The sequence below is a fragment of the Wolbachia endosymbiont of Muscidifurax uniraptor genome (genome assembly GCF_054149795.1).
Genome location: NZ_CP083727.1, coordinates 975698 through 992523, shown reverse-complemented (window position 1 = coordinate 992523; position 16826 = coordinate 975698). Strand labels below are relative to the sequence as shown.

Annotated in this window: 18 protein-coding genes, 1 tRNA gene and 1 pseudogene; 11 read left to right on the top strand and 9 right to left on the bottom strand. The window is 34.8% G+C overall.

Annotated elements, in window-relative coordinates:
- The first annotated feature begins 5 nt into the window (after nt 1-5).
- From LA754_RS05095 to LA754_RS05085, 3 genes are all read left to right on the top strand, one after another.
- Nucleotides 6-503 (top strand): hypothetical protein, encoded by a 498-nt coding sequence (locus tag LA754_RS05095; protein ID WP_006279448.1) that lies wholly within the window; start codon nt 6-8, stop codon nt 501-503.
- A gap of 244 nt (nt 504-747) precedes the next feature.
- On the top strand, nt 748-1455 hold the full coding sequence (locus LA754_RS05090) for a uroporphyrinogen-III synthase (RefSeq protein WP_077188389.1): 708 nt from the start codon (nt 748-750) through the stop codon (nt 1453-1455).
- Nucleotides 1455-2234 (top strand): exodeoxyribonuclease III, encoded by a 780-nt coding sequence (locus LA754_RS05085; protein WP_006279450.1) that lies wholly within the window; start codon nt 1455-1457, stop codon nt 2232-2234. The genes LA754_RS05090 and LA754_RS05085 overlap by 1 nt, the downstream gene beginning before the upstream one ends.
- Before the next feature lie 20 nt (nt 2235-2254).
- Here LA754_RS05085 and LA754_RS05080 read toward each other — a convergent pair whose 3' ends face one another.
- The 4 genes and pseudogenes from LA754_RS05080 to LA754_RS05065 all read right to left on the bottom strand — a co-directional run bounded on the left by LA754_RS05080 (nt 2255) and on the right by LA754_RS05065 (nt 7329).
- Complete coding sequence (locus tag LA754_RS05080; protein ID WP_457923622.1) at nt 2255-3298, bottom strand: hypothetical protein; 1044 nt, start codon at nt 3296-3298, stop codon at nt 2255-2257.
- A gap of 49 nt (nt 3299-3347) precedes the next feature.
- The gene (gene polA, locus LA754_RS05075) at nt 3348-5924 is read right to left on the bottom strand and encodes a DNA polymerase I (protein WP_236514385.1); all 2577 of its coding nucleotides are present in this window, start codon (nt 5922-5924) and stop codon (nt 3348-3350) included.
- Between the two features lie 171 nt (nt 5925-6095).
- Nucleotides 6096-6522, bottom strand: a pseudogene (locus LA754_RS05070) (transposase); the annotation flags it as partial.
- A gap of 22 nt (nt 6523-6544) precedes the next feature.
- Nucleotides 6545-7329 (bottom strand): IS5 family transposase gene (locus tag LA754_RS05065; protein WP_238513981.1). Its coding sequence is split into 2 segments (ribosomal slippage): nt 6545-7008 and nt 7008-7329, totalling 786 coding nucleotides; the frame shifts between segments, so codons are not numbered across the junction.
- An 849-nt stretch (nt 7330-8178) separates the two neighbouring features.
- Here LA754_RS05065 and LA754_RS05060 point away from each other — a divergent pair.
- A tRNA-Arg gene (locus LA754_RS05060) sits at nt 8179-8252 on the top strand.
- Nucleotides 8253-8260: 8 nt separating this feature from the next.
- On the opposite strand, the gene LA754_RS05055 is transcribed toward LA754_RS05060, so the two are convergent.
- Nucleotides 8261-9211 (bottom strand): complex I NDUFA9 subunit family protein, encoded by a 951-nt coding sequence (locus LA754_RS05055; protein WP_077188611.1) that lies wholly within the window; start codon nt 9209-9211, stop codon nt 8261-8263.
- Nucleotides 9212-9261: 50 nt separating this feature from the next.
- Nucleotides 9262-10791 (bottom strand): UDP-N-acetylmuramoyl-tripeptide--D-alanyl-D-alanine ligase, encoded by a 1530-nt coding sequence (locus tag LA754_RS05050; RefSeq protein WP_077188612.1) that lies wholly within the window; start codon nt 10789-10791, stop codon nt 9262-9264.
- Nucleotides 10792-10974: 183 nt separating this feature from the next.
- Between LA754_RS05050 and LA754_RS05045 the strand changes: the two genes are divergently transcribed.
- From LA754_RS05045 to mdh, 7 genes are read left to right on the top strand one after another with little or no spacing between them, the layout of a single operon-like run.
- Nucleotides 10975-11742, top strand: a complete 768-nt coding sequence (locus LA754_RS05045) for a hypothetical protein (RefSeq protein WP_082246264.1) — start codon at nt 10975-10977, stop codon at nt 11740-11742.
- 16 nt (nt 11743-11758) lie between these two features.
- The gene (locus LA754_RS05040) at nt 11759-12016 is read left to right on the top strand and encodes a hypothetical protein (protein WP_006279579.1); all 258 of its coding nucleotides are present in this window, start codon (nt 11759-11761) and stop codon (nt 12014-12016) included.
- A 3-nt stretch (nt 12017-12019) separates the two neighbouring features.
- A complete protein-coding gene (locus LA754_RS05035; protein ID WP_006279578.1) occupies nt 12020-12388 on the top strand; it encodes an HIT domain-containing protein in 369 nt (122 codons plus the stop codon).
- A gap of 18 nt (nt 12389-12406) precedes the next feature.
- Complete coding sequence (locus LA754_RS05030) at nt 12407-12760, top strand: NADH-quinone oxidoreductase subunit A (RefSeq protein ID WP_006279576.1); 354 nt, start codon at nt 12407-12409, stop codon at nt 12758-12760.
- Between the two features lie 3 nt (nt 12761-12763).
- A complete protein-coding gene (locus LA754_RS05025; protein ID WP_006279574.1) occupies nt 12764-13270 on the top strand; it encodes a NuoB/complex I 20 kDa subunit family protein in 507 nt (168 codons plus the stop codon).
- Nucleotides 13263-13835 carry an NADH-quinone oxidoreductase subunit C gene (locus LA754_RS05020; protein WP_006279573.1) on the top strand — a complete coding sequence of 191 codons (573 nt, stop codon included), beginning with the start codon at nt 13263-13265 and terminating at the stop codon, nt 13833-13835. The genes LA754_RS05025 and LA754_RS05020 overlap by 8 nt, the downstream gene beginning before the upstream one ends.
- 3 nt (nt 13836-13838) lie before the next feature.
- Nucleotides 13839-14789, top strand: a complete 951-nt coding sequence (gene mdh, locus LA754_RS05015; RefSeq protein ID WP_006279571.1) for a malate dehydrogenase — start codon at nt 13839-13841, stop codon at nt 14787-14789.
- A gap of 27 nt (nt 14790-14816) precedes the next feature.
- Here mdh and LA754_RS05010 read toward each other — a convergent pair whose 3' ends face one another.
- Genes LA754_RS05010 through LA754_RS05000 form a run of 3 tightly spaced genes read right to left on the bottom strand, consistent with a single transcriptional unit; the run spans nt 14817 to nt 16679 of the window.
- Nucleotides 14817-15584, bottom strand: a complete 768-nt coding sequence (locus LA754_RS05010) for a TatD family hydrolase (RefSeq protein ID WP_006279570.1) — start codon at nt 15582-15584, stop codon at nt 14817-14819.
- Nucleotides 15581-16069 carry an RNA pyrophosphohydrolase gene (locus LA754_RS05005; protein WP_006279569.1) on the bottom strand — a complete coding sequence of 163 codons (489 nt, stop codon included), beginning with the start codon at nt 16067-16069 and terminating at the stop codon, nt 15581-15583. The genes LA754_RS05010 and LA754_RS05005 overlap by 4 nt, the downstream gene beginning before the upstream one ends.
- Nucleotides 16062-16679, bottom strand: a complete 618-nt coding sequence (locus tag LA754_RS05000; RefSeq protein ID WP_022626414.1) for an AAA family ATPase — start codon at nt 16677-16679, stop codon at nt 16062-16064. Before LA754_RS05000 ends, LA754_RS05005 begins: the two co-directional genes overlap by 8 nt.
- Between the last annotated feature and the right edge of the window lie 147 nt (nt 16680-16826).

Below are 16826 nucleotides of genomic sequence, written 5' to 3'. Positions count from 1 at the left end.
ATGCTATGTATAGTGAAAAAAATAAGTTAGCCTGCAGAAAGAAGGTACGAACTTACTCGAAACGCTTAGTTACTACACTATCTACTATCTCTTTCATTGGATACATAGCAGCATTGGTCTTGAATATTCCTGTCTTAAGTCTGTATTTTAGTATTGCCGGCACTATATTCGGTGCACTTTCGTTTGCTTTAAATATATGGTCACTAAATAATCATTCCCGACAACAGAATCTTAATAAGAAATCTGGCATAAAAAACACTCCAGGACAAAAAAAGTTAACAAAGATCTATCTTGATATAGCATCCAGTGCTTCATTTCTAATAGGAGGTATTGCATCTATGTCGCTTTTTGAGTCTTCTGTTATTTATTTTGTTTCTACGCCTTTTTTTATTCTAGGCTGTGTTATTATGGTAGCTAATATCGTTCAAACTATGATTAGTGAACCACAGACAAAAAACGTCCTTGAGAATCTCTCTTCAAATACTACAAGAGTACAAGCTTAAGTATTAACTTATACAGGAATATTAGCTATATAATTCCACTGAAGGAAGCCATTCAAAAGAGTTCGATGTAATTAGCGTCAAAAAAGTGTAAGCAGAAATTGTGGGCTTATTGGGGTAGGAGCGCTTAGTACTCCTACTTCCACATCAATTACTTGAATAATTGCTCAAGCTATCAAAATAAAAGTTTTTATTCAGTAATTTGTGTATAAAGGGTACTATTTTACTAGTAGTGAAATAAATCAGAATGAAGTCTATTTTATTAACGAGGCCTTTATTGGACTCGTTCAATACAAGAAATATATTGAGAAAGTATGGATACAAAGTTTTTATAGAACCAGTATTCACAATAAAGTACTTAAATCCTGATATATCTGCGTACGAATTTGACGTTGTGATATCTACAAGTAAAAACAGTGTAAAGGCTTTTAGTCAAATATGCAAAGAGGATGACTTTCCGATTATTACAGTTGGTAATTCAACCATGCAGGCTGCAAAAAATTTGGGATTTTCTGATATAATCTCAGCAGACAGCAACGTTGATGGTCTGATATCATTCATAAAAGCTCATTATTCAAACGCAATAAAGTTCTTGTATATAAGGGGACAAGAAGTATCATGTGACCTAAAAAAGAGATTATCTGAAGAAGATTTTAACGTAAGAGAAGTTGTACTCTATAAAACAATCATTAAAAGGAGTCTAACTAATAGGTGTAAAAATTTACTGTTGGATGGTAAAATTGGTAGTGTTGCTTTTTTTTCCTCACAGACAGCAAGGGTATTTTGTTCATTAGTTCTAAAAAGTGGGCTATCTCATGTGATGAATAATACAGTTGCATATACTATGAGTAAAAACATTGCTGATAGTTTAAAGTTAATCAAATGGAAAAAAATTATAACATCGAGGTTGCCTACTGGGGAGAGTTTAATTGATATAATTAATAAGGATTGTTGATGCTAAAGATTGCAACTTGGAATGTAAACTCCATACGTAAAAGAGTTAACCAACTTTGTAGTTTTATAGTTGATAGTCAGATAGATATAATTTTGCTGCAAGAGATAAAATGTATGGAAGAGCAATTTCCTTATGCAGAGATAGAGAAGCTGGGATATGAATGTGCTGTCTATGGACAAGTTGCAAGAAATGGGGTTTGTGTTTTATCTAAATATCCGATACTGGAGAAGTTTAAGATTGATATCGTAGAAGGTTATCAAGAAGCGCGTTATATAGAGTGCATAATAAAGCACAATAATCAGAAGGTAAGGGTGGGAAGTGTATACGTTCCAAACGGTCAAAGCCCGGACTCTCAAGCATTTGAATATAAACTCAAGTTTTTTGATAATCTATATGAAAGGATGAGCACTTTGTTAAAGAATGAAGAGTTAACTATTATAGCTGGCGATTATAATGTTGCACCGGATGAAATTGATGTCTTTGATTCAAACTTATTGAATGGCCAAGTGTGCTTTCATATAAGAGAACGTGAGAAGTTAAGAGCGATCTTGAATCTTGGGTTTAAAGATGCGTTTAGAATATCTCACCCAAATTTGCAACAATTCACTTGGTGGCATTATCAAGGCAATTCACTCAGAAATAATCAAGGAATGCGAATAGATTATATGCTGTTATCACCACAAGCTGTAGATAAATTGGAAACATGCTACATAGATGATAGATTGCGTAAGCTAGAAAATCCGTCTGACCATACTCCTGTTGTATGTGCTATAGAATAATAGCAGATCTCTTACACAATTCACTTTTGGCAAACCTGAGTAGTCTTACCTTTGCTGCTCTGTGGTTCTTCCCTTCGTTTGTTTTCCTTTCCTGTCCAAGATTGATCGCGCTGCTCACTCTTTTCGTTTTCCCTGTTGTTTCTCTGGGAAATTTGTTCAGGAACAGGCTGTTGTTCACTCTTTTCTTTTCCTTGGGAAATTTGTTCAGAAACAGAGGTGCCTTTCTCAACTTCTGTAACTGGGGTTTTTAAAATATCATCAATGCCCTCGAGAATTTTTCCATTCAGTTTTTCTCTCTTTTCTGTATCATTTTTATCTTGTGAGTTAGGGTCATACAAAGTACCTTTTTTGTTATTTGAAAAAAGAACCTCCACTCCTCCTTTTATGGCAAATATTGTGCCGATAGCAGTAAGAACTACTCCGAGTGTAGTAGGACCAAAAATTAACATTGGAATAGTGGAAAGAAGGACAGGAAAAAAGATCTTGCTTAAGAACGTTGTTACCATCTCTTCATCACTGAGTGGTGGTTCATCCTCTTCTTTTTTATCTTTACCTAAGAATGGTATTTTTTCTTTCATCCCATCCATAAAGGAGCCAGAAATATTTTTCGGGTCTATTTTGATCCCTCCAATTAGCAGCAGCAGCATTTCCAATACAAACTTTATGGATGAATCTTTAGCTTCTGTACCGCGTATATCAGCTACACAGTCATCTACTACTTCTTTTATTTTACCATTTTCTAAATTCTCTTCATTAGCTAATTTTTTCTCTCTAATTTTCTCAAATACGGAAAGTAAAAACTGAGAAAAATTCTCTTCACTGAGTGGTTCTACATCTTCTAGCTTGACATTATTGAATATAATTTGATTCTGACTTAGCATGAAAGCGAGTACTGCCTCGTCATCTTCCTTTAATCCTTTAGGTTGTACTTTGTTTTTTAGCAATTGTATAAAGGCATCATGGATTACCTGATGTTCCTCTTTTTCAAAAATTTTCTCATCTTCGTTAGTTACCTGAGTAGGTAACTTTGGAGGTTTTGAACTTTTTACTTGTGGGCCTGTCATGGCTGACCTATTTGCATTTGCTATGTTTTATTCTAACATATTTTTCGTATTAGTTCAAATGATTTATACTCCTAGAATCCACGATGTTTAAGTCATAATTAAGAGCCCAGTTGTCGCCAACTTTTATTTCTACTTCAAGTGGTACAGAAATTTCTATTGCATTTTCCATTATATCTTTCATAAGTTTTGCTGTTTCTTGTACCTTTTCGTCCTCTACTTCAACCAGTAGTTCATCGTGAACCTGGAGGATTATTTTACCTACTTTCAATTGGTCAAAAAGCTGAATTGTCGCACGTTTTATTATATCAGCAGCGGTTCCTTGCAGTGGTGCGTTTATTGCTGCCCTTTCTGCAAATTGTCTTATATAAGGAATTGTATTGTTTATGTCTCTTACAAAGCATCTCCTGCCAAACAAAGTTTCTACATAACCATGCAATCTTGCGATAGACACTGCTTTTTCCATATAGGCCTTTATTTCTGGGTAACAGGAAAAATAGTAATTAATGTATTCAGCAGCTTCCGCAATGGTAATTCCAAGCCGCTTTGCAAGACCAAATGGGCTAATGCCATATATAATTCCAAAATTGATGGATTTTGCTTTGCGTCTTAATTGCTCATCTATTTCTTGCACTCCAAAAACTTGCCTTGCGGTGATCTCATGAATATCTTGTCCGTTTGCAAAAGCTTCTTTAAATGCTGCAACGTTTGCAACGTGTGCCAGGAGTCTTAATTCTATTTGCGAATAGTCAGCAGAAATTATCTTATGCCCTTTTGGCGCAATAAATGCTTGTCTGATAAGATTTCCCTCTTCGCTTCTGATAGGAATATTCTGTAAATTAGGATTGCTGGAGCTCAGCCTTCCAGTTGCAGTTGCAGTCGTTGAAAAGCTTGTGTGTATTCTACCATCAAGTGGATCAACTTGCTTTATTAATGCATCAGTGTAGGTGCCTTTTAATTTACTTAAATGTCGCCAATTTAAGATTTTACTTGCGATTTCTACCCCTTCTTCTTCGAGTGCCTCTAGAACTTCATAATTGGTGCTATACGATCCAGATTTTTTTGACTTTTTCTTTTTATTAAGCCCCATTTTGTTGAATAAAACATCACTTAATTGTTTTGGCGAAGCAATATTAAATCTTTCTCCTGCCAAATTATATATCTCATCTTCAAGCACGGCAATTACCTGCTGAAATTTATCGGACAGCTCCTGTAATTTTTGTATGTTCAGTAATATCCCATTTTTCTCCATATCAAATATTACTTTCATAAGTGGCTTATCGAAGCGCTCGTAAATTGTGAACAATTTTTCCTGAAATAACCTTTGCTTTAGCTTTTCATGAATTGCTATTAAAGTTTTTGCCGAGAAAATTTCTGCATTTTCACTCAAATTATGCGCAACTATGTTTGGAATACTGTGATCGTGTTTTCCTGTATCCAAGCTATACGACATTATCATCAAATCATCAACTGAATCTAGCATCTTCTCTACTGTAGGGAAGATTTTCCTGATTTCTTTAATGTTATGTATTATTTTAAGCGCCCCATTTGAGAGTAAAGTTGAGTTAATTATAATGAGTGCATCTTGTATGCTGTCTTGCTCTATATAAAAAATATTACTTTCGCTATAAGATAAGGAAATTTTATTTAATAAGTTGTCTTCAAAGTGGCAATGAATTGCAATTCTGCCTTCATATCTACAATGCTCCAAAAATTTCTCTAACTCTTCACTACTATATTCTATTTTCTCTTTTGTGCTAGACCCATTATAGGAAAAAAGCTTTTCCATTTTACCTATTAAAGAATTGAATTCATACTTCTTTAAAAAGGATAATAGTTTTTCCATATTTGGAGGGCGAACTTCACATTTTGCAATATCATGTTGAAGGTCTACTTTTTCGCATAGTGATAAAAGTTCTCTTGAAATTAGCGCTTTTTCCTTATGTTCAGCAAGAATATTACGAATCCTCGTTTGCTCGATGTTATCAATGTTCTCTATAATATTATTCAATGAATCAAATTCATCTAGTAATTTAGCTGCAGTCTTCGGACCTATTCCCGGAACGCCTGGAATGTTGTCAGATGCATCACCAGTTAGAGAAAATAAATCAAGAAGCTTGTGTGAGTTTACGCCAAATTTTTCTATTACTTGTTTTTCATCTATATATATATTTTTAATGGGGTCGAATATTAAAATATTGTGGTTCAAGAGTTGAAATAAATCTTTATCTGATGAAACGACTACCACTTTAAAGTCTTGGTGGTTGGCGTATTTTGCAGCTAGTGTTGCAATTATATCATCTGCTTCATAACCTTCAATCTCTTCATAGCTGAGGTTAAAAGCTTCTACCGCTTCCCTCAGTATGGTGAACTGTGGAGTTAGATCCTCAGGAGGCGTTACTCTGTTCGCTTTGTACTCAGGATATAAATTGTGCCTAAAATTCTTTTTCCCTGCATCAAGTGCTATAGTTAAGTAGTCCGAATGGGCAATGTACTTAAGAACCATATTCAGAAAGCCATATACACCACCTATTGGCATTCCTGTTGTGGTAATTAAGTGAGGTAGTACATAGTAAGCTCTGAAAAGAAAACCATAGCCATCGATGATTGTGAAAGTTTTTTCTTTCATTGTAGATATTTATGCGTGCTTTTGATGGTCCACTATTTAGCTGAGAAAATCAAGTTTTTGTTTTTCTGCTTTTGAGCGTTGTAAGAGATTTTACCGAAAATAGCATTCATGATGGGGATGTACACATATGACCTTACCCAGAAAAAGTGGAGAGAAAGTGTGGAATGTTTTTTACAAAAAGAATGATGCATCAAATTGTTCTGGAATGCAATAGTTAATAGTGACGTTGTTTGTTATAAAAAATTTCTATGTATTCAAATATTGCAGTTCTAGTTTGTTGAGCAGAGTGTTGTGAAGTATCAATAAGTATTCCTCTTTTCAATGAGCTAAAGAAGCTTTCTGCAACAGAATTGTCGTAACAACAGCCTTTATTACTCATCTATATTCTTTACAGCTAAGAGATATTGATACCCTTGCGCAGTATATTGTGAACCTTGGTCACTGTGCAGCAGTAGATTTTTAACAGGTTTACGCCTATTAATGGCCATTAATAAAGAGTTCATAACCAATTGTTTATTTATTGCACTACTCATTAACTACCATACGTGAGAATTATTGCTGCCAAATATAGCCATCCCTCCTTGGTTTTGATGTAAGAGGTTGTCCGGAAACAAGTAAATTCAAGCATATTCCCTCTTTAACATAACCCTACTCATAGCTAGGTATATGAAATTCTCAGTGGATGTTGTGAGTAAATCATACTCCTTCGATAGCCTTCTATTCCTATTAACCCAAGCAAAAGTCCTTTCTACAACCCATCTTCTTGGCTGTACTTTAAACCCTTGTTCTCTTGTTGGTAGTAGCTCAGGTGGCGTATCTTTGTGCACCCAAAATCTACATGGAGGCCTTGTAACAATTTCAATATCTATGTCATATTCTTCCTTTATGTGATTCTTTAAATTTCTTCCTTGGTATCCCATGTCAGCCCACATTTTTTTAACTTTAGTATATTTTGTTCTCATATTGTTTAATGCTATTTTAATACCATCTCTATCATTTTCGTTAGCAGCGCCTACGTAACAACCTAGTATAAAACCCTGAGTGTCTGTAATTATATGCCTTTTTCTACCCTTTACTTTTTTACTTCCATCATAGCCTTTGATCCCCCCTTTTCTGTAGTCTTTACAGATTGACTATCTACTATACAGGCACTTGGCTGCTCATTCCTTCCTATTTTTCTTCTACTATATTTTGTAATTTCATAATTCATTTTCTCAAAAATTCCCTGCTTCTTCCATTGCCTGAACTGCTCATACACAGTCTTCCATAGCGGAAAATCATTTGGTAAATACCGCCATTGACACCCTGTACGCAATACATAGAAAATTGCTTCTAATATTTCTCTTTTGCTATACTTTGGCGGCCTTCCTCCTTTCTTGTATGATACTCTGAAGTGTTTTTCTATTCTTGCCTATTCCCTTTCGCTTAGATCTGTTGGATACTTTTTTCTCATCTTTACCCCGTACTAAAATTTCAGATATTATAGCCTTTTACTTGTTTCCGGACAACCTCTTAACATAGATCCCGCTAACAAGCAGCGGGATGACGAGCTTATCTTCATGCCGCCACGAACCGTCATGCCGCCGCGGTATCTCTTAGCCGCTAACACGTAGCGGGATGACGGTTGTCGTTTAGCTACAAACGTTAAGAAATTTACCAAATGAAAAAAAAGGCAAAAGAAGCCCTGGGGTTATTATCCGCTTTAAAATATTGGCGTTTTTTATGTTTTAAACGCTTGAAAAGCAAGATTAAGCTGCTTTTAATTGCAACTAACTTACGCTGCAAATGTTTAAGAAGTTTACTAAGCAGAAAAAAAGACAAAGAATCCCCGAGTTAGCTAGTCTTTTACTATCTCTGTCGAGTATTGGCATTTTTTGATGTCTTGCAACGCTTTATAAGCGCGTTCAGCTTATTTAGATAAAAATCTAGATGTAGATGAAGTTTTGTAAAGACATACAGTATCTATATACTGCAAAAAATTGAACATAAGACGCCGATACATTAAGCAATCCTTACCTTTTAATCTGCAGATTGGCGAAAGCAAATACAATAGCTTCGGTTTCATGATAAGGGGACTGGCAAGGCTTGTCAAGCAAGTTTCTATATAATATTTTCTAAAATAAATAGACTTCTCGCATCCAATTTTGGCAGCGCGCGACACACAACTGCAATGACAAGGTGTTGCAAGATAAACATCATATTCACACGAAGTACTTGACTTCACTTGTACTAAGAAGCATTTTATATATGTTGTGTGCCCGTAGCTCAGCTGGATAGAGCAACAGCCTTCTAAGCTGTGGGTCGTAGGTTCGAATCCCACCGGGCACACTCTTCTATCAATACTTTCTATAAATCTTCAAGTACTCTGGCACCACATTTTCAATTGCTAATGGTCGAACCTTCATTGTTTCAAGGTCAACTGACTTTTCGATTGAACTATTCATCATAACTTTCACCTGATCTTGAGTAAGCATAGGGTTCGTATCTCCGGTTATTGGTTTTAGCAGCACAGAAATAATTTTATTTTCTAAAAAGAAAGCTATTAACTTTGCCATTGGAAAAGATACATTGATCAACAAACACTTTCTGTTAGTAACATTCAGAATAAACTTCAATAAGCTTTTGAAAGAGTAAACCTTTGGTCCGCCCATGTTATAAATTTTCTTGTCTTGCTTATTAAAACTGATAATACGATATACCACTTCAGCTAAGTCTGTTACACATATGGGCTGAAATTTAGTCGTTCCATTGCCAATTAGTGGTAAGAAAGGAAGAATAGTTGCTAATCTTGCAAATTTATTAAAGAAGTTATCTTCCTTACCAAATACAAGACTTGGCCTAATTATTATTGCTTCTTGAAATGCTGAAGTTACAGCTTTTTCACCTTCCAATTTACTTTGAGCATATTTTGACAACTTGCTATTTTCTATTCCCATAGCAGAAAAATGTATCATCATAGGTACATTTTTCATTTTTGCAGCTTTTGCTATCCTTTCAGCTATTTTAACGTGAACAGCGTAAAAATCGTGCTTTTTTGCTTCATATAATATTCCCACTAAGTTTATAGCTACATCACATTCTTCCATACCCTCCAGAACTGATTTTTCATCAAAAAAATCGCCTTTAAATATTGATATTTGTCCTAAATTGCCACACAATTTTAAACAAGCAGCTTTTTCCTGATTACAAGTGAATATCTTTATTAAATATCCTTCTTCTGCCAAGCGTCTTACGATGTGTTTCCCTATAAACCCCGTTCCACCAAAAATAATTACACGTTTTGTCACAATTAAAGTTCCTAATAATTTGTTACTGTAAATTAATACAATGATTTCGCTTAATATTTTATTACGAATTCCCGTACAATAAGATCCATTTTCATTCCTCGTGAGCCTTTAACTAGAATTGCATCATTATTCTGAATAATGTTAGCCAAATCACTTTTCAATTGATTAGAATCATTAAAATGCGTGCCTCTTATATTATCTGGCAAAAGCTCATGCAATTCTAACATAAATTTACCAACTGTATAAACTTTATCTATATTATTTTCTGTGATAATCTTAACCAAATCTGTATGAAACTCTATGCTTTCATCACCAAGTTCCAACATATCACCAAGCAAAGCTATTTTTCTCTGATTAGAATATGTACTCAAAGTTTTTATTGCAGTTTTCATCGAAGCAGGGCTGGCGTTATAGGAGTCATCAATTAAATGTATATATTTTTTATTGTATTTGACCTTATGAATGTTGCCTCTACCTTTCGCTACACTAAAATTCTTAAGTGCAAGTGGTAATTTTGATAAATCAAGTCCGAGGCTTTGCACAACTGCTGCAACAGCAAGTAGCGAATAAGCAAAATGCTCACCTTGTACACGTAAATTACAGTTTATAATTTGATTATCACTCAGCCTGATTTTTAAACTTAATCTATTAGCAACTCGGTTTGATGTCATTCCAGCGCGTGACGCTGGAATCCAGTCTTTATTATACAACCGTCTGATATGCTCATTTGCAATTGAACTTCCTGGATCCAAGTAGTCAAGCACTGGGATGACAGAAGATAGTGCTGAAATGACAGAAGATTCATCGTTTCTTATTAAGTTTAGTAAACAAACTTCAGCATTTTTATCTTTACCGAAGCTTATTACATTTCTATTGGCGTGTGATGAGAGATAATCATAATATTTATTATCTCTGCTTAAAACCAAAGTACCGTTATTTTTCATACCATACAGAATTTCTAACTTCGCTTGTGCAACGTCAAATAGTGATGAAAAATTTTCAGTATGTGCAGGTTCGATGTTGGTAATAACTGCAATATTCGGATTACTAATTTTTGATAATTCTTTTATTTCACCAGCTTTATTCATTCCCATTTCAAGAATTAAGTACTGGCAGTTTTTTGGAGCTTTCAGAATTGTCAAAGGCAATCCTATATTATTATTTAAGTTACCTTCATTTACATGAGATACTCCATATTGCGATAAAACAGTGTGCAGCATATCCTTTGTAGTGGTTTTCCCAACACTGCCTGTAATTGCAATAACTTTAGCATCAACAAGAACATTTCTAATGTAGTATGATGCCATACCGTGCAAAGCTTTCAGGGTATCTTGTACAATAATGAGAGGGAAATTTTTATATTTACCCTCACTCACTATTGCAGCGACAGCCCCTTTTAAAAACGCTTCATGCAAAAAATTATGGCCATCAAAATTCTTTCCCTTGAGGGCAATAAATAAATCACCTTTTTTTATGCTTCTTGTGTCCGTTGAAATATTTGAGCTATGTATCCAATTACAACCATTTACGTCTCTTCCGCCAGTTGCATCAATGATATTATTTGTGTTCCATTTAAACATAATTTAGAGTATTCTTTATAATAAATTGAACAATAAAAGTAGCGAAAATACTACATGTTTTAGACAATGTGCAAATAATGGTTGCAATCCCTATAATTCTATCTTACAATGGATATAGAAGTTTAAATTTTTTCGTCTATAATTAAAATGTATTTAGTTATAGAAAGTACCTTGGAGGTGTGTATGGCAGAATCTATTTGGGCTAAGATAGGCGGAGCAGTTAAAACAGGTGTAGAAGCTACAGGTCGGGTGTTTGCTCTTGTGCCTAAAGCACTTATTTACCCTATAAAGAAGCCGTTTGCTTCAACGGGTGAAATGAAACATGATGCTACAGTTTCGTTAAAGAAAGCTGTTGGTATAGATGTACCTGAAGAAGAAAGGGGATATGATCCACCTATAGAAACCACACAGGCTAGTAAGGATCTTGGTGTACAAATGACAGAGCAAAAGAAAGGGATAGGAAAGGTAAGTTTTTTAGTGTCAAGAACTCTGACGGGAGATATACCTTATTTGAATGATGAACAATTGAATAAAATAAAAGCACTAAAAAGTGAGTATTCAAACATCACTATACATAGAGAAGAAAATAAAATTGTAATTGAAATTAACGTTGAGGAAATAGCTAACACTATTAAAACTAATCCTGATAATACAGGCAAGAGCGAGAAAGAAATAAAAGAGCTTGTTCTTAAAGGAATTGCTAATAAAGTTGACGAAGACCTTAAGAAGCTGGCAAAAATTACCGGTGGAGAATTTAAAATTCATACAGACTTAAAATTGCTGAATGGTATTGCAGAAAAATTGTATTATGATAATCAAAAGCAGTCATCAGACAAAGTTGTGAAGTCTGATGTTGGTCAGCCTTCAGAAACTATAGCTTCAGGTGAGAAAAAATGGGCGCAAGAAGCTATAAAAGCGGGTAAGTCGCAAAGTTGTGGAATGCAAAAATAAGTTATAGGGGAGTATTATGAGTGAAGCTAAAAAAATAGAGGAAAGACATCATAGTCTAACTGTTCCTGGGGATATGTATCACTTACAACCAGGAGTTATTACTGGAAAAAGGGTAAGTGGAATAGAACCCTTTTTGAAAGAACAGCAGGACATGGTAAAAGTAAGGGAACTTGTAAGCTCTTTAAATCTTGAAGATGCTTCTGGTGAAGCGATAAAACCACTATCTACACCTAATGTAGAGAAAAACGAAGAAAGAGGGAAAGGTCGCTCTTAAAATATGAGCAATGAAGCTTATGATAGCGATAACATCTTTGCTCAAATATTAAGAGGTGAGTTACCTTGTGAGAAGGTACATGAAAATGAAAATGTACTAGCTTTTCATGATAAGTACCCTGACGCGCCAGTTCATATTTTAGTTATACCAAAAAATCAATATATTTCATATGATGACTTCATTCTAAAAGCTCCTGAAGAGGAAATAGTGGATTTCTTCAAAACTGTAAGAGAGATAGCACACAAATATAATTTAGAAAAAACAGGATATAGATTAGTCACTAACTACGGTGAAAATGGAGAGCAGGTTGTACCACACTTTCACGTGCATATTTTAGGTGGTAAAAAGTTAGGAAAGCATGTAAACTCATAGTGTTATATGTTTTGTTAAATGAGCGAATATTTAACCATAGTAATCTTTATCTGCGTATCAATTGTAGTATCTTTTGCTTTAGGTATATTGCCTATGTTTCTTGCAGTGAGTAAGCCAGATGGTGAAAAGCTTTCCACATATGAGTGTGGCTTCAATCCACTATCTAGTGCAAGAAAAAATTTTGACATTAAATTTTATCTAGTTTCAATATTATTTATAATATTTGACTTAGAAATTGCTTTTCTTTTTCCTTGGGCTGTTTCTTTATCTAAGATAAGCTATGGTGGATTTTGGTCTATGATGGTATTTCTTGCAATACTCACTATAGGTTTTATCTATGAATGGTGTAAAGGTGCATTAGAGTGGGAGTAGTTTATGACAAATCAAATTCTATCTAATGATGACTGGGGTCGTTATAAAAAAGAAGGGTTTCTTGTCACTAAATTTGGTGATTTAACAGATTATGTAATGAATTGGGCAAGGTCTGGTTCATTGTGGCCAATGACATTTGGTCTTGCATGTTGCGCAGTTGAGATGATGCATACTGCATCCAGCCGTTATGATCTTGATAGATATGGTATAATGTTTCGTGCAAGCCCACGTCAATCAGATGTGATGATTGTTGCTGGCACACTAACTAATAAAATGGCAGCAGCATTGCGCAAGGTTTATGATCAAATGGCAGACCCGAAGTATGTTATTTCCATGGGAAGTTGTGCAAATGGTGGTGGTTATTACCATTACTCTTATTCAGTAGTTCGAGGCTGTGATAGAATTGTGCCAGTTGACGTATATGTCCCTGGATGCCCACCAACCGCTGAGGCGTTGCTATATGGAATGCTATGCCTACAAAACAAAATAAAACGGACTCGGAATGGATAAAACTGCAAAGTATATACAAAAAAAGACCAAATGCGAGTGCATTCAAAAAGATGATGGCATTATTGTAATATATTCAACTTTAGATGAAATTGAAAAGTACCTATTCTTTCTACGTGATGATGAAAAGTGTAGGTTTGAACTATTAGTTGATATTTTTGGGGTTGACTATCCAAATAGAGAGAAGCGTTTCGAGCTAATATACAATCTGCTCAGCATTGTGCATAATATTAGAGTACACATAAAGCTTCAGTTATGTGAAAGCGACATGCCTCCAAGTGTAGCGAAGATATTTAGTACGGCTTTGTGGTTTGAGCGTGAAGTGTTTGATATGTATGGAATAGAGTTTTCTGATCACCCTGATTTGCGTAGGATTCTAACAGACTATGGATTCAAAGGTCATCCAATGTTAAAAGATTTCCCTCTCACTGGTTATGAGGAAGTAAGATATGATATAGAGACAAAAAAGGTTGTATATAATCCTATAGATTTACCGCAAGATTTTCGTATGTTTGATAGCTTATCGCCTTGGGAAGGTAAAACCATAAAAGTAAATACAAAGGAGTAGAAAATGACAGTACAAAGAAAAAAAATATCTTTAATCGGTGCAGGAAATATCGGTGGAACTCTCACCCATATGATTGCACTAAGGGAACTCGGTGATGTTGTTTTACTTGATATTAGTGATGGAATACCACAAGGTAAAGCACTCGAAATAGCAGAATCATCCCCTATTGATGGATTTGATGTCAATATTACTGGCACAAATAGGTATGAAGATATAAAAAACTCCGATGCAATTATAATAACCGCTGGCATTGCCAGAAAACCAGGAATGAGCAGAGATGACCTCCTGCAAACCAATGCTAAAGTAATGAAGGAGGTTGGCGAAAATATTAAAAAATATTCTCCAAACACGTTTGTAATAGTGGTTACCAACCCTTTGGATGCCATGGTTTCAGTGGTGCATAAATTTTCAAACCTTCCAACTAATATGATTGTTGGCATGGCAGGAGTGCTTGATTCTTCCCGTTTTCGTTACTTTCTTGCAAGTGAGTTAAATATCTCAGTTGAAGATATATCTGCTTTTGTGCTTGGAGGACATGGCGACACTATGGTACCACTAATCAATTGTACTTCAGTTGCTGGAATTCCACTTACTCAAATTATCGATATGGGTCTTATCACACAGAAAAAAGTCGATGAAATAGTTGAACGCACTCGCAATGGCGGTAAAGAAATAGTTGATCTGCTTAAGTCTGGATCTGCATACTACGCTCCTGCATCTTCAGCTATATGCATGTTAGAATCATATTTAAAAGATAAGAGGCGCATATTACCATGTGCTGCTTACCTTAATGGTGAATATGGTGTAGAAGATTTGTTTATTGGTGTTCCTGTAATTATTGGAAAAAACGGAATTGAAAAGATCCTAGAAGTTAAAATGAATGATAGTGAACAAGAAATGTTTAATAAGTCTGTAAACTCGGTGAGAGAGCTGGTGAAATCTTTAGGTTCATAAGCAAATTAATGGTTTTATAGAGCTTCTTTATAGCTCAAACAGCCTAAAAAAGTTGCTTGTGGTTACCTTCGCTACTTGTTCTGGTGACTCATTCCACAACTCTGCCAAACAATCAACAACGTATTTCACCATTGCTGGTTCATTCTTTTTTCCCCTATAAGGCTCAGGTGATAGATATGGTGCATCAGTTTCGACTAAAACACGCTCGCGTGGTACATTTTGTGCAATTTCTCTGAGTAAGCTCGCATTTTTAAAAGTAATAATTCCAGAAAATGAAATATATAACCCCAAATCTATAGATTGATAAGCAAGTTCTTTAGAGGAAGCAAAGCAGTGCATTACTCCACTAAAAGCACCGGCTTTCATTTCTGACCTTAACATATCGATCATCTCATTATCAGCGCTTCTTGTGTGAATAACTAAAGGTAGTCCAGTTATTCTTGACGCTTCTATATGTAATGCAAAACTTTTTTTCTGATTGTCTTTGTTGTCAGATTTATAAAAATCTAACCCGGTTTCACCGATACTAATTACCTTTTGGTTCTTGGTAAATTCAACTAATTCATCAACATGTATACACTCACCGTTTTCTATAGCAGCATCAAGCGGATGTATACCAACAGAGGAGTAGACCTGATCATAGGATGAAGAAATTTTTAATAACTTAGGAACATCGTCAATGCTTACGCATATGTTATGCAAAACCTTTACACCATTTTGCTCTGCCCTTGAAATTATTTTTGGTATTTCATCGTCAGAAAAATAAATCAAGTGGCAATGAGAATCTACTATCATGAGCTTATTGTTGAGGCTTTTATTATAGAAGAAAACTCTTCTATCACTGTTTTATAAACTTCTTTTTTAAATGATATAGCACTGGCTACTAAACTATCTATACCTTGCCAACGCCACTCTTTGAACTCTGGATGACCAGTATAATTAATATCAATGTCCTCATCCTCTCCGCAAAACTTCATTAAGAACCACCTTTGCTTTTGACCAGAATATTTTCCATTCCAGCATATTGGTATAACTTCTTCAGGCAAGTTGTAGTATATCCAATCCTTGCTTTTAGTTATAACCTTTACTTTATTAGTACCAACCTCCTCTAGCAACTCACGTAACGCTGCTTGTTCCAGTTCCTCACCATCATCAACACCTCCTTGTGGCATCTGCCAGTAAGAATCGCTATCAAAGCGTTTTCCAATAAAGGCATGTCCTTGTCTGTTAAATAGCATTATGCCAACACAAGGACGGTACTTATCTTTCTGCTCAACCACGAGTACGCTCTGTTTTTAAATGATTTGTTACAGAAGTTTTAATTAATTTTCCATTTTTTTCTTTCTTCATCTCTTCAACAATTTTCTTTGCAACTTCCTTTGCACTCAAGTTCGAGTTATCAATTTCAAGCGAACCCTCAGGTATAAATAGCCTTTTCCCTTCAATTTTCTTTATAGCAAAATCCGGATCAGTAATTTTATTTTCCTGATATCTCTCTTCTGATTGGACACGTCTTACTAGTTTTTCATTATTACAATGTAATACTACAGAAAAAATTTCCATGTCCATTTTTTTACTTAAATTTACCACTGAGTTATATAATCTTTGGTCATAGGGATCACCCTCTATCAATTCATTTGTAAATATATAATGTTTTGATTTTACGTAGTGTTTTTCCAGTATTGCCAATACATTTTCCCTAACTGCAAAAATTTTTTCCCATAGGTCATCTGGAACTTCAGCGTTTTGTAATTTAACAATATCAAATATAATATTATTGAATAGATTATTGCTTACTATTACTGCACCAATGATTTTACACAGTTCCTTTGCAGTAGTAAACTTACCACTGCCTGGAAAGCCGATTAAGTAGATGAGAGTCTTGCCCATAATGAATACTAGTAAAAAGCTATTTTCAATTATATAAAAAGTATATACATTGTACATGCTAAAAACATTATGATAAAATAGATGCAGGTAATACCTTTAACAAGTAGTTGCGTTGAAAATAGTTCATATTTAGAAATTTTGAGTATA

Coding starts and splice junctions, on each gene's coding strand:
- LA754_RS05080 (WP_457923622.1), bottom strand. CDS start 3,298: ATGACAGGCCCACAAGTAAAAAGTTCAAAACCTCCAAAGTTACCTACT.
- LA754_RS05090 (WP_077188389.1), top strand. CDS start 748: ATGAAGTCTATTTTATTAACGAGGCCTTTATTGGACTCGTTCAATACA.
- LA754_RS05035 (WP_006279578.1), top strand. CDS start 12,020: ATGAGCAATGAAGCTTATGATAGCGATAACATCTTTGCTCAAATATTA.
- LA754_RS05050 (WP_077188612.1), bottom strand. CDS start 10,791: ATGTTTAAATGGAACACAAATAATATCATTGATGCAACTGGCGGAAGA.
- LA754_RS05085 (WP_006279450.1), top strand. CDS start 1,455: ATGCTAAAGATTGCAACTTGGAATGTAAACTCCATACGTAAAAGAGTT.
- LA754_RS05010 (WP_006279570.1), bottom strand. CDS start 15,584: ATGATAGTAGATTCTCATTGCCACTTGATTTATTTTTCTGACGATGAA.
- LA754_RS05020 (WP_006279573.1), top strand. CDS start 13,263: ATGGATAAAACTGCAAAGTATATACAAAAAAAGACCAAATGCGAGTGC.
- polA (WP_236514385.1), bottom strand. CDS start 5,924: ATGAAAGAAAAAACTTTCACAATCATCGATGGCTATGGTTTTCTTTTC.
- LA754_RS05025 (WP_006279574.1), top strand. CDS start 12,764: ATGACAAATCAAATTCTATCTAATGATGACTGGGGTCGTTATAAAAAA.
- LA754_RS05030 (WP_006279576.1), top strand. CDS start 12,407: ATGAGCGAATATTTAACCATAGTAATCTTTATCTGCGTATCAATTGTA.
- LA754_RS05040 (WP_006279579.1), top strand. CDS start 11,759: ATGAGTGAAGCTAAAAAAATAGAGGAAAGACATCATAGTCTAACTGTT.
- LA754_RS05045 (WP_082246264.1), top strand. CDS start 10,975: ATGGCAGAATCTATTTGGGCTAAGATAGGCGGAGCAGTTAAAACAGGT.
- LA754_RS05095 (WP_006279448.1), top strand. CDS start 6: ATGTATAGTGAAAAAAATAAGTTAGCCTGCAGAAAGAAGGTACGAACT.
- LA754_RS05000 (WP_022626414.1), bottom strand. CDS start 16,679: ATGGGCAAGACTCTCATCTACTTAATCGGCTTTCCAGGCAGTGGTAAG.
- mdh (WP_006279571.1), top strand. CDS start 13,839: ATGACAGTACAAAGAAAAAAAATATCTTTAATCGGTGCAGGAAATATC.